The following is a 14,123-nucleotide window of genomic DNA, read 5'->3' on the forward strand; positions in this document are numbered from 1 at the left end:
CGGCACTTCGGGCGAGCCCCGGGGGGTGTGGGAGCCCGCTCCCAGGAACGAGCCCGCGCCGTACGCGGCGCCGGTCGCGGCCCCGGCCCCGGCCGTGGCGCCGTTCGGGCAGGACGCCGACGTCCCGCTGCACACGCTGAAGATCCTGGTGGCCGGCGGCTTCGGCGTCGGCAAGACGACGCTCGTCGGCGCGGTGAGCGAGATCCGCCCGCTGCGCACGGAGGAGACCCTCACCGACGCCTCCGTCGGCGTGGACGACCTCGGCGGCGTGGAGCAGAAGACCACCACGACCGTCGCGATGGACTTCGGGCGGCTGACGTTCTCCGGCGGCGTCCGGCTGTACCTGTTCGGGACGCCGGGCCAGGAGCGGTTCTGGTTCATGTGGGACCAGATCTCCTACGGCGCGGTCGGCGCGATCGTGCTGGTCGACACGCGGCGGCTCACCACGAGCTTCGCGTCCATCGACTTCTTCGAGCAGCGGCGGATCCCGTTCGTCGTCGCCGCCAACGTGTTCGACGGCGCCCGCCGCTACCGGGTCGAGGAGATCCGCGACGCGCTGGACGTCGACCCGAACGTCCCGGTCATGCTGTGCGACGTCCGGCACCGGGACACGGCGAAGGGCGTCCTCGTCGCGCTGGTCGAGCACGCCCTCCAGTCGTCACGGCGCTAGCCCCGGACGCTCCGGGCGCTCCGGGCGCTCCCGGAGGGCCATCCTGGCGACGATGAGGGACGCGAGCGCGGCGTAGGCGGCGGAGTCGTCCAGGCCCGTCTGCGCCTTGATCTCGCCGCGGTGGATCGACTCCATGACCTGCCCGGCGACGGCCCCGACGAACGCCGCGTCCGGCGCCGCGTCCCGCTCCGGCGACGCCTCCCGGACGAGGCCCTGCACGCGCCGCACGGCGAACCGCGTGTTCCGCTTGTAGATCTCGCGGGCGGGCGCGAACGCGTCCAGGTCGGCGAAGAACGCGGGCGAGGCGGGCGCGAGCTGATCGGAGATCGCGCGCAGGTACGCCCCGACCCGAGCCCGCGGATCGGCGTCCGCGGCGCTGGTCTCCAGCGCGGCTTCGACGCGTTCGGTCGCGCGGCGGAAGAACGCGCGGACGACGGCCACGATGATCTGCTCCCGGCTGGCCGCGACGGAGTAGAGCGTGCTCTTCGAGCAGCGCAGCTCGGCGGCCAGGTCCGCGACGCTCATGCCGGCGAAACCGCGGTCGAGGAAGACGTCCATGAGCCGGTCGACGAGGGCCTCGCGCCGCCTGGACGCCCGGGTGGCGCGGGCCCGTACCCGTTCGTCGACCGAGGTCATGACCGGAACGGTACCAAAACGGGTTCGCGGGTACTGCTCTTGGTACTGTGAGGGCGCCGAAAGGAGCCGCCCATGCCCGCCACCCGGCATCTCCCCACGTCCGAGGCCGAGGACCTCCTCGCGCTCGCCCGCGAGATCGCGGCGAAGGAGCTGGCGCCGCGGGCCGCCGACGCCGAGCGCGCCGGGACGTTCCCCCGCGAGGCGTTCACGACGCTGGGCCGGGCCGGGCTGCTGACGCTGCCGTACCCGGAGGAGTTCGGCGGCGGCGACCAGCCGTACGAGATCTACCTGCAGGTCCTGGAGGAGATCGGCGCGGCGTGGGCGAGCGTCGGCGTGGGCGTGAGCGTCCACGCGCTGTCCTGCTTCCCGCTGTTCGCCTACGGGACGGACGAGCAGCGCGCCCAGTGGCTCCCCGACCTGCTGTCCGGCGAGCGGCTCGGCGCGTACTGCCTGTCGGAGGCCCACGCCGGGTCCGACCCGGCGGCGATGCGGACCAGGGCCGTCCGGGACGGCGACGCCTACGTCCTCAACGGCGCGAAGGCGTGGACGACGCACGGCGGCAAGGCCGACTTCTACACCGTCATGGCGCGCACGTCCGACGACGGCGGGCGCGGCATCTCCTGCTTCCACGTCCCGGCCGGCACGCCGGGCCTGGAGTTCGACCGGCCCGAGGACAAGATGGGCCTGATGGGGTCGACGACGGCGACGGTCAGGTTCGTGGACGCCCGCGTCCCGGCCGGCAACCTGGTCGGCCGCGAGGGCGAGGGCCTGTCGATCGCGCTCGCGGGCCTCGACGCCGGACGGCTCGGCATCGCGGCCGTCGCCACCGGCCTGTCCCAGGGCGCGCTCGACACGGCCGTCGCCTACGCGAAGGAGCGGGAGGCGTTCGGCCGCGCGATCATCGAGCACCAGGGCCTCGCGTTCGTGCTCGCCGACATGGCGGCCGCGATCGAGTCGGCGCGCGCCACGTACCTGTCGGCGGCGCGGCTCAAGGACGCGGGCCGCCCCTACGGCCGCGAGGCGTCGATCGCCAAGCTGGTCGCGACCGACAACGCGATGAAGGTGACGACGGACGCCGTCCAGGTCCTCGGCGGCGCCGGCTACACCCGCGACTTCCCCGTCGAGCGCTACATGCGCGAAGCCAAGGTCATGCAGATCTTCGAGGGCACCAACCAGATCCAGCGCCTCGTCATCTCCCGCCACCTCGCCCGCTGATCCGGCGGCGGCCCGTCCGCACGCGATACTGGACGGGTCCGCCACCGGGTTCAGGGAGGCAACGGATGGCCGGAGCCGGCGAGAACGCGAGGCCCGGTCCGCCCCTGCCAGGTGAGGTGGAGGGTCCGCCCCCACGAGGAACCGAGCCGGTGTTCCGGCGGCGGCGCGAGCTCGGCGCGGCCAGCGCCCGGTCGCTGCTGCTGACCGTGCTGGGCGAGTTCGTCCTCCCCGGCGGCGAGCCTGTCTGGACGGCCGCGTTCCTGCGCGCCCTCGGGCTGCTCGGCGTGGAGGAGAAGGCCGTCCGGCAGGCGCTGGCCCGCAGCGCCACCGAGGGCTGGCTCGCCGGCGAGCGCCGCGGCCGCCGCACCGCCTGGCGGCTGACCCCGTCCGGGGAGCGGCTCCTCACCGACGGCACCGAGCGCATCTGCGGCTTCGGCCGGCCGTCCGGCGGCTGGGACGGGCGGTGGCTGGTGGTCCTCGCCACCGTCCCGGAGACCAGCCGCAGGCTCCGGCACCTGCTGCGGACGCGGCTCGCCTGGAACGGGCTCGGCAACCTCTCCCCCGGCGTGTGGGTCAGCCCGCACCCGGAGCGGGAACCCGAGGTGCGCGAGGTCCTCGCCGAGATCGGCGTGGCCGGCACGTCCACTCTGTTCGTCGGGCGGCTCGGCGACCTGGCCGAGGCGCGGCGCGTGGCCCGGCAGGCGTGGGATCTGGCCGAGATCGAGCTGGCCTACGCGGACTTCCTCGACGCCGTCCGCGGGCTGCGTCCCGCCGACGATCCCGGCACGTTCGTGGCGCACACCAGGCTCGTCCAGGAATGGCGCCGGTTCCCGTTCCTCGACCCCGACCTGCCGGCCGAGCTGCTGCCGGACGGCTGGAGCGGCTCCCCCGCCTCCGTGCTCTTCCACGAGCGCCACGAGCTGTGGCGTCCCGTCGCCGACCGCCAGTGGAAGGCCCTCGCGGACGCCTGAGACGGGCGGCAAGTGTAGGAGGCGAGCCCGGGGGAACCCGGAGAAGCGTCGGCGCCGCGGTTGGGAGGTCCGGGATGGGCGGTCTGGTGGGACGGAATCTGCTCGCCGGGGCCGAACCCGACACGCCCGCGGACGCGGGCCGTCCCGATCCGCCGCCGCGGATGGGGTTCTTCACCGACACGTCCGTGTGCATCGGGTGCAAGGCGTGCGAGGTGGCGTGCAAGGAGTGGAACGCCGTCCCCGAGGACGGCCTGGAATTCACCGGCATGTCCTACGACAACACGCAGGGCCTGGGCGCCGACACCTGGCGGCACGTCGCATTCATCGAGCAGAACAAGCCTATGGGCAACGCCGAGACAGGCGTCGACCACGGCGACGGGGACGGCACCACGGACTTCCGGTGGCTGATGGCGTCCGACGTCTGCAAGCACTGCACGCACGCCGCCTGCCTGGACGTCTGCCCAACCGGTTCGCTGTTCCGCACCGAGTTCGGCACCGTCGTCGTCCAGGAGGACATCTGCAACGGGTGCGGGTACTGCATTCCCGCCTGCCCGTACGGCGTCATCGACCAGCGCAAGGGCGACGGCCGGGCGTGGAAGTGCACGATGTGCTACGACCGGATCGGCGTCGGCATGGAACCGGCGTGCGCGAAGGCGTGCCCGACCGACTCCATCCAGTACGGCCCCCTGGACGAGCTGCGCGAGCGGGCCGCCCTGCGCGTCGACCAGCTGCACGACCTCGGCGTCGACGACGCCCGCCTGTACGGACACGACCCGGACGACGGCGTCGGCGGCGACGGCGCATTCTTCCTCCTCCTGGACGAGCCGGAGGTGTACGGCCTCCCGCCGGACCCCGTCGTCACCACCCGCGACCTGCCGTCCATGTGGAAGCACGCGGGCCTGGCGGCGGCCACGCTCCTCGGCGGGCTCGCCGCCGTCTTCGCCGTCCACGGCCGCGCGGGAGGCGCACGATGAGCACGTCCGACGTCGGCAAGGGCGGAATGCGGGGCGAGCGGCCGGGCCGTGAGGCGCAGGTCGGCAGGGGCCCGCGGCGGCGCGGCCGGAGGCGCGGCAAGCACCGGGGCGAGAAGGCGATGGTGCCGGACGCCGAGTTCACGTCCTACTACGGCAGGCCGATCCTGAACCCGCCGGTCTGGAAGGCGTCCGACGTCGCCGCGTACTTCTTCCTCGGCGGCCTGGCCGGGGCCGGTTCGACGCTGGCCGCGGGCGCGCAGCTCACCGGGCGTCCCGCCGCCGCGCGGGCGCTGAAGGTCTCGTCGCTGGCCGCCATCGCCGGGTCGACGGCCGCGCTGATCCACGATCTCGGACGGCCCGAGCGGTTCCTCAACATGCTGCGGGTGATGAAGCCGACCTCGCCGATGAGCATGGGCTCGTGGCTGCTGGCCGCCTACGGTCCCATGGTGGGCGGCGCGGCCGTCCTGGACGTGACCGGGCTCTTCCCGCGCCTCGGCGCGGCGGCCACCGCCGGGGCGGGCGCGCTCGGCCCGGCCGTCGCCGCGTACACCGCCGCGCTGGCCGCCGACACGGCGGTGCCCGCCTGGCACGAGGCCCACCGCGAGCTGCCGTTCGTGTTCGTGGGCTCGGCGGCGGCGGCCGCGTCCGGCATGGCGCTGATCGCGGCCCCGGTCCGCGAGACCGGGCCGATGCGGACGGCGGCGGCCCTCGGCGCGGGGCTGGAGCTGGCGGCCGCGAAAACGCTGGCGCGTCGAGCCGGGCTGGCCGCCGAGCCGTACAAGGAGGGTGAGGCCGGCCGGTTCGTGCGCGCGGGTGAGTTCCTGTCGGTCGCGGGCGCCGCCGGGGGCGTCCTGCTCGGCGGGCGCGGCCGCACGGCGGCGGCGCTCAGCGGGGCGGCGCTCCTGGCGGGCTCGGCCTGCACGCGCTTCGGCGTCTTCCACGCCGGGATGCGGTCGGCGGGGGACCCCAAGTACACCGTGATCCCGCAACGGGAGCGGCTCCGCGCCGCCGCTGGATAGTCTGGCCCCTCACCGCAGGCGCAGGAGAGGGGCCGTCCCGTGCCCGGTCAGGTCGCCGCCGAGAGGGTGCGCATCATGGACGCCGCGTACCGGTGCCTCGCGGACGCGCGCGGCGCCCCCGTGTCCATCACCGAGATCCTGACGGCGGCGGGGTTATCGACAAGGGCGTTCTACCGGCAGTTCGAGTCCAAGGACGCGCTGCTGCTGGCGATGTTCCGGCGCGACAGCACGCGGGTGATGGCCGAGCTGCGGGAGGTCGCCGCGTCCGCCGCGTCCCCGGCCGAGGCGCTGGGCGGGCTCATCGCGGGGATGCTCGCCATCACCGCCGACGAGCGCCGCCGCAGGCGCGTCCTCGCGCTCACCTCGGGCGAGGCGACCCGTGCCCGCGGCTACGCCGGGGAGCGCGGGCGCGTCATGGCCGAGCAGGAGGCGGTCATCGCCGAGATCCTCGCGGCCGGGCGCGCGGACGGCTCGTTCCCGCTGGCCGATCCCGGCCAGGACGCGCGGTTCGTCCGCGCCGCGCTCGGCCAGGCGTTCGAGGACCAGATGGCGGGCACCGCCGACGCCACCGCCGCCGAGACGGCGGCGCGGCTCACGGGGTTCGCGCTGCGAGCCCTGGGCGCGAACCCGCACCGCTGATCGGGCCCGAACGCGCCGGTCAGGCCGCGGACTCGGGCTTCTCGCCCGGCCGCCAGTAGACCGCCAGCAGGAGCGCGGCGCCGAGCCCGCCGGCGAGCGCGGCGATCGCGAGGCCCGGCCAGCCGGCCAGGTCGTCCGCCACCCCGAGCGCCCGGTCGAGCGAGACCGCGCCGCCGCCGAGCGCCCCCACCGCGCACGCCACCAGGATGATCATGACGACGTACTCGTAGCCCTGGCCCGGCCGGAAGATGAAGAACCCGTTCCGCAGGTGGGCGGTGACGAACGCGACCGCCATCGTGCCGACCGCGCCCGCCGCGGCGAGCGGAGTGAGCAGCCCGAGCAGCAGCAGGACGCCGGCGCCGAGCTCGGTGCCGGTGGCCATCAGGGCGTGCAGCCTGCCAGGCCGCAGCCCGATCGACTCGAACCAGCCCGCCGTGCCCTCGATCCTGCCGCCGCCGAACGCGTGGTTCCAGCCGTGGGCGACGAGCGTGCCGCCGACGGACACCCGCAGGACGAGGGACGCGATGTCGGCGCCCGCGGCGTCCACAGCCATGTACGGCCCCTTTCCCGCGCGGGGAGGTCGCGTCCCCGCGCACCGGTCCCGGACAAGGTACAGGGCGCCCGGTTATCCCGCGCATCGTGGGGCAGATCACAGAAATCGTGGGCCAGATCACAGGAATCGGGCTCTGGATCGCGTCACATTCCGGGGTGCCCGATCCCTCTTCTGTATGGGTGCCCCTCTCCCGGCGGCACCGGAGGCGGAGAGCTTGGAGTCGACATGAGCGCAGCGATCGGGGCGGCGTGGGGGCTCGCCCCCAGCGAGGGGTAGGCATGGGCTGCCAGCCGCGGCGGTACGACCTCACGATGCTGCACGCCGCGTACGACGCGTTCCGCCGCGACACGGCCCGGATGGAGGCCGCGGCGGAGGCGGACGGCGCGCTCCCCGGCACGGCGGTCGAGAACAGCTGGTCCCTGTTCAGGTTCCACTGGCGCGTCCAGGACGTCGCGGAGAAGCGCGCCCTGTGGACGGTGATGTACGCCAAGGAGGCGGACGGCCCCGGACGGCTCTGCGCCGCCCTGGACGCCATGGCGCTGCGGGCGATGCGCGTCGTCTCCCTGATGGACGCCGTGGACGCGGCCCTGGAGCGGCGCGACCGTCCGATGTTCGCCCAGTACACGCGGGACCTCCGGGCGGCGGTGGGCACGGTCGTGGACTTCAAGGAGTCGGCCGTCCTCCCGCTGGTCCCGGAGACGCTCACCGCGTTCGAGTGGGGCACGTTCGACGTCGAGTTCCGCCGCGAGCTCGGCCTCCGCGGGCTCGGCGTGTTCCTGCCGTGGCTGCTGGACGGCGCGCCGGACGCCACCCGCCGCGCCGTGCTGCGGCTGCTCCCGCCGCCGATCCGGCTCGTCTACCGGACGAGCTGGCGGCCCCGCTACCAGCGGCGCAGCCGCCTCGCGGTGCCCGCCTGCTGAACCCAGGACGGCCTTCTCGACAGGGCGTCCGAGGTGTGATGGGCTTCACATCATGCGATGTCACATTCTTCCCCGCTGATCGGTCTTATGCGCAGAAGCGCATGCGCTCGAACGGCGACGAAAGGACGTTGACGATGGCGGGGTACGGAACGCCGGCCGGCCGGACGTCGAGAGCCGTGGACGGCTCCGCGCGGGCCCTGGACGAGCGGTTCGGCACGAACCGCTGGGCCCGCAAGGCGCTCCGCAAGGCGTTCCCCGACCAGTGGAGCTTCCTGCTCGGCGAGATCGCGATGTACTCGTTCGTCGTCATCCTGCTGACCGGCGTGTACCTCACGCTGTTCTTCAAGCCGAGCATGCACGAGGTCATCTACAACGGCTCCTACACCAAGCTGCAGGGCGTGAAGATGAGCGAGGCGTACGCGTCCACGCTCGAGATCAGCTTCGATGTGCGCGGCGGGCTGCTCGTCCGGCAGATGCACCACTGGTCGACGCTGATCTTCATGGCCGCGATCCTCGTGCACATGCTGCGGAACTTCTTCAGCGGCGCGTTCCGCAAGCCCCGCGAGGTGAACTGGCTGATCGGCATCCTCATGTTCATGCTGGTGATGCTGAACGGCCTGTTCGGCTACTCCCTGCCGGACGACCTGCTGTCGGGCACCGGCATCCGGATCCTGGAGGGCGTGCTCGCGGGCATCCCGCTGGTCGGCTCCTACACGGTGATGTTCGTGTTCGGCGGCGAGTTCCCGGGGACGGACATCATCCCGCGGCTGTACATCGTCCACGTGCTGCTGATCCCGGGCATCCTGGCGGCGCTGATCCCGCTGCACGCGATCGTGCTGACGTGGCGGCAGACGCACACGCAGTTCCCCGGCAAGAGGAGCTCGAACACGACCGTCTACGGCTACCCGTTCTTCCCCGTGTTCGTCGCCAAGACCACGGCGTTCTTCCTGTGGGTGATCGGCGTCACGGTGCTGCTGGCGGCGTTCGTCCAGATCAACCCGGTGTGGTTGTTCGGCCCGTACGACCCGGGCGCGATCAGCTCCGGCTCGCAGCCCGACTGGTACATGGGCTGGCTGGAGGGCGCGCTGCGGATCATGCCCGCCTGGGAGATCAGCGCGTGGGGCCACACGGTCTCGATGAGCGTGATCGTCCCGGCGCTGGTGGTCCCGGGGGTGCTGTTCACCGGCCTCGCCGCGTACCCGTTCCTGGAACGCTGGGTGACCGGCGACCACGCGATCCACCATCTGCTGGACCGGCCGCGCGACGTCCCGGCGCGCACGGGCGTCGGCGTCGCGGGCGTGGTCTTCTTCGGGCTGCTCTGGCTGGCGGGCGGCAACGACATCCTCGCCGAGCGGTTCCACATCTCGCTGTTCGCGACGACCTGGTTCTTCCGCTTCGCGGTGATCCTCGGGCCGATCCTCGGCTACATCGTCGCCTACCGCATCTGCGTCGGGCTGCAGCGCCGCGACCTCGGCATCGCCGCGCACGGGCTGGAGACCGGCGTCATCCGGATGTCCCCGGACGGGAAGTTCAGTGAGGTCGAGCGGCCCATGACGGACGAGGCGATCGCCGCGATCACCGACCCGCGTCCGGCGGCGGCGGTCCCGCTGGACGTGCCCCCGCCGATCGAGGGCGTGGAGAGCCCGCGCGCCCGCAGCGGCGTGAAGCGGGTCCGCGCGGCGCTGAACCGGCGCTTCAGGGCCGATCTGGTGGTCGTCCCTGAGCGGCACCCGGACGAGGGCGGAAACGGCCACGAGCGCGCGATCAGCGCCGCGGAGCCGGAGTCGGAGTCCGCCTCGCGGAGGTGAGGCGAGCCGAGTCCGTGTCGCGGCGGTGAGGCCCGTCAGCCCTCGAACAGGAGGCGGATGACGGGCCGCGCGGCCTCCACCGGGTCGTCGCCGAGGCCGGACAGCGCGCCGCTCAGCCAGAGGTGCGCGAAGCCGTGCACGATCGACCAGGCGGCGAGCCCGCGCGTCCGCGCGCCCTCGGGATCCGCGCCCGGCGCGAGGTCGCGGACGCCCGCGGCGAGGATCCGGTCGGCGCGGTCGCGGGCGGCGCTCACCTCCGGGTCGTCGGCCCGGTAGAGCGCGGGGGTGAAGATCACCTCGAAGTACGCGCGGTGGCCGACGGCGAAGCGGACGTAGGCGAGGCCGAGCTCGTACAGGTCGTCGCCCGCGGCTTCGAGCGCGTCCGCGAACCGGGCGTAGCCCTCGGCCGCGACGGCCGTGAGCAGTCCCGCCTTGTCGCCGAAGTGGTGCGCGGGCGCCGCGTGCGAGACGCCGGCGCGGCGGGCCAGCTCGCGCAGGCTCCAGGTGGCGGGGCCCTGCTCGGCGATCGCCTCGACGGCGGCGTCGAGGACGGCCCGGCGCAGGTTGCCGTGATGGTAGCTCGGCTGGTCGGTCATACCCCGATCCTATCTTGCCATTGACAAGTTCGTCTCGATGACGCAATCTAGGCAGTGCCAAGATAGTCGTCGCGGGAAGCAGGGGAAGGCCGCCGCCGAGCCGCACGAGTCCACCATGCGCCGCAAGCGCGCGGTGATGCGCGACTCCACGTTCGTCTTCTGGGAGGCCAGCGCCGGCGACCTCCCCATCGACTGGGCCGAGGCCCGGCGCCGCATAGCGGAGAACTGACCCGGACGCCACCACCGGCCCGGACGCCGCCGCTCACCCGGACGCCGCCACCGGCCCGGACGCCGCCGGGAGGCCCGGCCGCGACATCGCGGTCAGTCGAGCTCCTTGGCGAACTCCTGGAGGCCCGGCAGGTCGATGACGGTGATCTTGCGCCAGCCGGTCCGGATGAGGCCCTCGCGGCGCAGGCCGTTGAGGGCCCGCGCGACCGTCTCCCGGGACGCGTCCATCCAGCTGCCGAGCTCCTCCTGGGACAGCGGCGGCCCGATCTCGATCGACCCGTCGGGCGCGGGCGGGACGTGTTGCGCCGACAGCTCCGCCAGATCGGTCAGCAGCGCGGCGAGCCGCTGCGCGCCGCCCCTGCTCATGTGGGCGGTCAGCCGCCGGTCGGAGTCGTCGAGGCGCTGCACGAAGGTGCCGGTGACGAGCAGCCACACGTCCGGGTGGACGTCCAGGAAGCCGGTGAAGCGCGCGGCGGGCACCACCAGCGCGCGAATGGGCGACAGCGCGGTCACCGTGGCCGACCGGGTCCGGCCGCCGAGCACCGCGCTCTCGGCGAGCAGGTCGCCGGGCCCGCGCACGGCGAGCACCACGTCCTGGCCGGCCTCCGTCGCCGAGGTCACCTTCGCCCAGCCCCGCTCGATGACGATCACGTGGTCGGACTCGTCGCCCTGGTACACCAGGGGCGCCTTCACGGGGTACTGCCGGGGCCGCCCCGCGGCGCGCAGCGCGGACCGCTGCGCGGGGTCGAGCGCGGCCCAGAAACCCGCGCGCGGAGAGGACGCCGCGTACGGTGCCACCAGCCGCCTCCCTTGCCTGTGGCCTACCAGAAACAGTAAACCCGAAGACGGGCGGGCGGCCCTGCGCCCGCGCGGCGGCGAGGTCCTTTGGACGGTGCGCCACTACATGCCGGACATGCCCGGCGGCGGCTCCGTCTCGATCGTCAGCGCCTCGTGGTCGAAGGACAGGTGGCCCGCGACCTTGAGGGCGTTCTCCAGCGGTTCCGCGTAGGACCAGGCCGCGTCCTCCGCGCCGTCCAGCGACCAGTACGCCGCCTCCCCCTTGTACGGGCAAACGGTCCGCTTCCCGCTCTCGCGCAGCAGCTCGCGGCGGACGTCCGCGGCCGGGATGTAGAACCGGTTCGGCAGGCCCGTCTCCGACAGCAGCTTCGGCCGCTCCGTCTCGGCGACGACCTCGCCGTCCAGCAGCACCCGCACGTGCCGGGACGTCGCGCGGACGTCCACGCGGTGGAACGGGTCGCGCAGGTGGCCGCGGACCTCCTCGTCCTCGTCGTACCAGGCGTCCATCGGGTCCCAGTAGAACGCCATGCGGCCGCGCAGCCACGACGCCTCCGGCTTCGGCTCCGGATACGCCCACACGGCGTTCTCCGCGGCGCGGCCGCCGGCGCGGACCGTCCAGTACGCCGCGTCGCCCTTGAAAGGGCAGTGCGTCGTGCGGGCGGTCCGCTCCAGCAGGTCGGTCCGCACGTCCGCCTCCGGGACGTACAGGACGGGCAGCAGGCCCGTCTCGTGCAGGAGCCCGCCGCGCTCGGTGTCCAGGACGGTCTCCCCCGCGAACCGCGCCCGGACGCGCCGCGGGAAGTCATGCATGAACAGCTTGTGCTTCGGCCCGTCGATGGTGAAGTTGACCTCGTCTCCGGGCGATCCCGCGAGCGGCCCCGGCCGCAGAGTCAGCGACATGGCGTGTCTCCCAACGTTCCCGTGCCCGCCCTTCGGTGGGCATCGTCCTCAGCTCACACGTGTCCAGTGCACCACGCGTCCAGCCCACCACGCGGCCAGCCACCACGGGGCGGCGTGGACGGCGACGTTCCCTGCGTCGCCGTCCACCGCGTTCCCCGGATCGAGGGGACGATGCGATCCGGGGCGCGCGAGGGCGGGCGCTAGGCGTCCCGCAGGATGCCGGTGGTGGCCGCGCGGTAGGCGGTGGGGGTCACGCCGTAGGCGGCGCGGAAGGCGCGGCTGAACGCGGCGGCGTCGGGCAGGCCCCAGCGGTTCGCGATCGCGCCGATCCGCTGCGTGCCGAGGAACGGGTCGCTGAGCTCGCGGCGACAGTGTTCGAGGCGGCGGGTGCGGACGTAGCGGGCGACGGTCGTCCCGGCCGGCTGGAACACCCGGTACAGCTGCCGGACGGAGATGTGGTGCGCCTCGGCGATCGTCGCCGGGCACAGGGCGGGGTCGTGCAGCCGGCCCTCGATCCACTCCTTGATCGCGCGCAGCATCTCTGCTCCTTCCGGGGACGGGGACGGAGGCGCGCCCAGCCATTCGCTGGCCGCGCCGGTGACGAGTTCGACGATCGCGCCGCCGAGGTGGTGGGCGTAGGGCTCGTCGGTCGCGACGCCGTCCTCGACGCCGTCCTCGGCCAGGGCGCCGAGGAGCGAGGACACCAGCCGGCCGTGGCGGGAGCGCTCGGCGAGCAGGGTGCCGCCGAAGGAGGCCAGCCGCTCGGGCGGCAGCGGGACGGCCCGGTGCGGGATGACGACGGTGAAGATGTGGTGCGCGTCGAAGGAGATCTCGACCGGGCGGGTGAGGTCGTAGAACACGACGTCGCCGACGCCGACGCGGGCGTGGCGGCCGTTCTGCCGCAGGACGCAGGAGCCGTGCAGGACCAGGCCGAGCTTGTAGCATTCCCGGGTGTCGCGGGCGATCTGGCGGGCGCTGCGCCGCACCGCGTGGGGGGGAGCGTACACGTCCCCGGCCTCCACGGGGCCGAGCGTGCGTCCGTACAGGCGGGCGGCGAACCCGCCGGCGAGGCGCGGGTGAATATGGAAAGGACCGAAGGCCGAGGTGATCAGGTGGCGCCAGTATTCAGCCTGATCCCGGGCAGCATGATCCGAGGTGTCAGCGAGCGTTGACATGACGCTCCTCCGAGGTGGGCGGGCGGGGGGTCTCGGACGCCACCCGCCAGGTTTCTACGAGGCGTCAGGAAGGTCAATGAGCGAGTCGGCACGACGCTCGCGGCGGGCTTTGTCACTCGACGCCAAATGTCGGGCAGGGAAACCCAAGACCAACCCCTCGTGACCGGCCTATACATGTCGCGACGACTCCCAGGGAGCCCCGCCAGCCGGGTGTCCGGAAGATCCCGAAATGCCCGGAAGACCTCGAGAGGAAACCCCCCATGCCAGAGGACGAGCAGGAACAGCTGGAATCCGGCATCAGCCGGAAGAACTTCATCGTCGCCGCCGGAATCGGCGCCCTCGCCGTGCCCACCGCCGTGACCGCCGTGACGACGGCGACCGCGGAGGCCGGCACCGGCACGAGCACCCAGCCGCGGCGGCTGGAGTACACGCCGAAGTGCACCGACGGCGATGACGAGCCCACCCCGGCCCAGACCGAGGGTCCGTACTTCACCCCCGGCTCGCCGGAGCGCACGGACATCAGGGCCGGCAAGCAGGGGACCCTGCTCACGGTGACCGGGATCGTGTACGACATCAACTGCAAGCCGGTCAACCGCGCGCTGCTCGACTTCTGGCAGTGCGACAACGCCGGCGTCTACGACAACGTCGGCTACGTGCTGCGCGGCCACCTGTTCTCGGGCGCCGACGGACGGTACACCCTGACGACGATCGTGCCCGGCCTCTACCCGGGACGTACGCGCCACATCCACGTCAAGGTCCAGGCGCCGAACGCACGGATCCTCACGACGCAGATGTACTTCCCGAACGAGCCGCGGAACAACACCGACACGATCTTCGACCCGCGGCTGCTGATGACCATGAGCGACGGCCCGACCGGACGGACCGGCACGCTCGACTTCGTCATCCGCACCTGACCGCGTAACAGAGGCACCGCGTAACAGAGAGGCAAGGTTCCGTCGCTCCCGCGGAATCCAGTCCCCGCCCGGGCACCGGCGCGCCCCGGCGGGGACATCCGCATGTC

16 protein-coding genes are annotated in these 14,123 nt (G+C 73.3%); 10 read left to right on the forward strand and 6 right to left on the reverse strand.

Features of this window, described 5'->3' with window-relative positions; translation table 11 throughout:
• Positions 1–94: 94 nt before the first annotated feature.
• Positions 95–670 carry a GTP-binding protein gene (locus tag ACH34T_RS19890; protein WP_395993795.1) on the forward strand — a complete coding sequence of 192 codons (576 nt, stop codon included), beginning with the start codon at positions 95–97 and terminating at the stop codon, positions 668–670.
• Here the strand turns inward: ACH34T_RS19890 and ACH34T_RS19895 are convergent.
• Entirely contained in the window at positions 659–1,306 is a 648-nt protein-coding gene (locus ACH34T_RS19895; protein WP_395993660.1) for a TetR/AcrR family transcriptional regulator, read from the reverse strand. The two genes, ACH34T_RS19890 and ACH34T_RS19895, sit on opposite strands and share 12 nt — an antisense overlap.
• A 72-nt stretch (positions 1,307–1,378) precedes the next feature.
• Between ACH34T_RS19895 and ACH34T_RS19900 the strand changes: the two genes are divergently transcribed.
• The 5 genes from ACH34T_RS19900 to ACH34T_RS19920 all read left to right on the forward strand — a co-directional run bounded on the left by ACH34T_RS19900 (position 1,379) and on the right by ACH34T_RS19920 (position 6,124).
• Positions 1,379–2,521 carry an acyl-CoA dehydrogenase family protein gene (locus ACH34T_RS19900; protein ID WP_395993661.1) on the forward strand — a complete coding sequence of 381 codons (1,143 nt, stop codon included), beginning with the start codon at positions 1,379–1,381 and terminating at the stop codon, positions 2,519–2,521.
• A gap of 149 nt (positions 2,522–2,670) precedes the next feature.
• Entirely contained in the window at positions 2,671–3,492 is an 822-nt protein-coding gene (locus ACH34T_RS19905) for a PaaX family transcriptional regulator C-terminal domain-containing protein (protein WP_395993662.1), read from the forward strand.
• A 161-nt stretch (positions 3,493–3,653) separates the two neighbouring features.
• Positions 3,654–4,466, forward strand: a complete 813-nt coding sequence (locus ACH34T_RS19910) for a 4Fe-4S dicluster domain-containing protein (protein ID WP_395993796.1) — start codon at positions 3,654–3,656, stop codon at positions 4,464–4,466.
• The gene (gene nrfD / locus ACH34T_RS19915) at positions 4,463–5,485 is read left to right on the forward strand and encodes an NrfD/PsrC family molybdoenzyme membrane anchor subunit (protein WP_395993663.1); all 1,023 of its coding nucleotides are present in this window, start codon (positions 4,463–4,465) and stop codon (positions 5,483–5,485) included. Before ACH34T_RS19910 ends, nrfD begins: the two co-directional genes overlap by 4 nt.
• 39 nt (positions 5,486–5,524) lie before the next feature.
• Positions 5,525–6,124: a TetR/AcrR family transcriptional regulator gene (locus tag ACH34T_RS19920; protein WP_395993664.1), complete on the forward strand. Its 600-nt coding sequence runs from the start codon at positions 5,525–5,527 to the stop codon at positions 6,122–6,124.
• A 19-nt stretch (positions 6,125–6,143) separates the two neighbouring features.
• On the opposite strand, the gene ACH34T_RS19925 is transcribed toward ACH34T_RS19920, so the two are convergent.
• A complete protein-coding gene (locus tag ACH34T_RS19925) occupies positions 6,144–6,677 on the reverse strand; it encodes a DoxX family protein (protein ID WP_395993665.1) in 534 nt (177 codons plus the stop codon).
• 278 nt (positions 6,678–6,955) lie between these two features.
• On the opposite strand from ACH34T_RS19925, the gene ACH34T_RS19930 reads away from it, so the two are divergent.
• Both ACH34T_RS19930 and ACH34T_RS19935 read left to right on the forward strand, forming a co-directional pair.
• On the forward strand, positions 6,956–7,597 hold the full coding sequence (locus ACH34T_RS19930) for a hypothetical protein (RefSeq protein WP_395993666.1): 642 nt from the start codon (positions 6,956–6,958) through the stop codon (positions 7,595–7,597).
• Positions 7,598–7,731: 134 nt separating this feature from the next.
• The gene (locus tag ACH34T_RS19935; RefSeq protein WP_395993667.1) at positions 7,732–9,405 is read left to right on the forward strand and encodes a cytochrome bc complex cytochrome b subunit; all 1,674 of its coding nucleotides are present in this window, start codon (positions 7,732–7,734) and stop codon (positions 9,403–9,405) included.
• Between the two features lie 35 nt (positions 9,406–9,440).
• Here ACH34T_RS19935 and ACH34T_RS19940 read toward each other — a convergent pair whose 3' ends face one another.
• Positions 9,441–10,001, reverse strand: coding sequence for a TetR/AcrR family transcriptional regulator (locus ACH34T_RS19940; protein ID WP_395993668.1), 561 nt, complete (start codon positions 9,999–10,001; stop codon positions 9,441–9,443).
• A 37-nt stretch (positions 10,002–10,038) separates the two neighbouring features.
• Between ACH34T_RS19940 and ACH34T_RS19945 the strand changes: the two genes are divergently transcribed.
• On the forward strand, positions 10,039–10,230 hold the full coding sequence (locus tag ACH34T_RS19945; RefSeq protein ID WP_395993669.1) for a hypothetical protein: 192 nt from the start codon (positions 10,039–10,041) through the stop codon (positions 10,228–10,230).
• Positions 10,231–10,322: 92 nt separating this feature from the next.
• Here the strand turns inward: ACH34T_RS19945 and ACH34T_RS19950 are convergent, their stop codons facing one another.
• The 3 genes from ACH34T_RS19950 to ACH34T_RS19960 form a co-directional block, all read right to left on the reverse strand.
• Positions 10,323–11,027 (reverse strand): Crp/Fnr family transcriptional regulator, encoded by a 705-nt coding sequence (locus tag ACH34T_RS19950; RefSeq protein ID WP_395993670.1) that lies wholly within the window; start codon positions 11,025–11,027, stop codon positions 10,323–10,325.
• 102 nt (positions 11,028–11,129) lie between these two features.
• Positions 11,130–11,927 (reverse strand): DUF427 domain-containing protein, encoded by a 798-nt coding sequence (locus ACH34T_RS19955; protein ID WP_395993671.1) that lies wholly within the window; start codon positions 11,925–11,927, stop codon positions 11,130–11,132.
• A 200-nt stretch (positions 11,928–12,127) separates the two neighbouring features.
• A complete protein-coding gene (locus ACH34T_RS19960) occupies positions 12,128–13,102 on the reverse strand; it encodes a helix-turn-helix domain-containing protein (RefSeq protein ID WP_395993672.1) in 975 nt (324 codons plus the stop codon).
• A gap of 260 nt (positions 13,103–13,362) precedes the next feature.
• Between ACH34T_RS19960 and ACH34T_RS19965 the strand changes: the two genes are divergently transcribed.
• Positions 13,363–14,016, forward strand: a complete 654-nt coding sequence (locus ACH34T_RS19965) for a dioxygenase (protein WP_395993673.1) — start codon at positions 13,363–13,365, stop codon at positions 14,014–14,016.
• Positions 14,017–14,123 lie beyond the last annotated feature (107 nt).

This window comes from Actinomadura sp. 9N215 (genome assembly GCF_044326345.1).
Classification (GTDB): Bacteria; Actinomycetota; Actinomycetes; order Streptosporangiales; family Streptosporangiaceae; genus Spirillospora.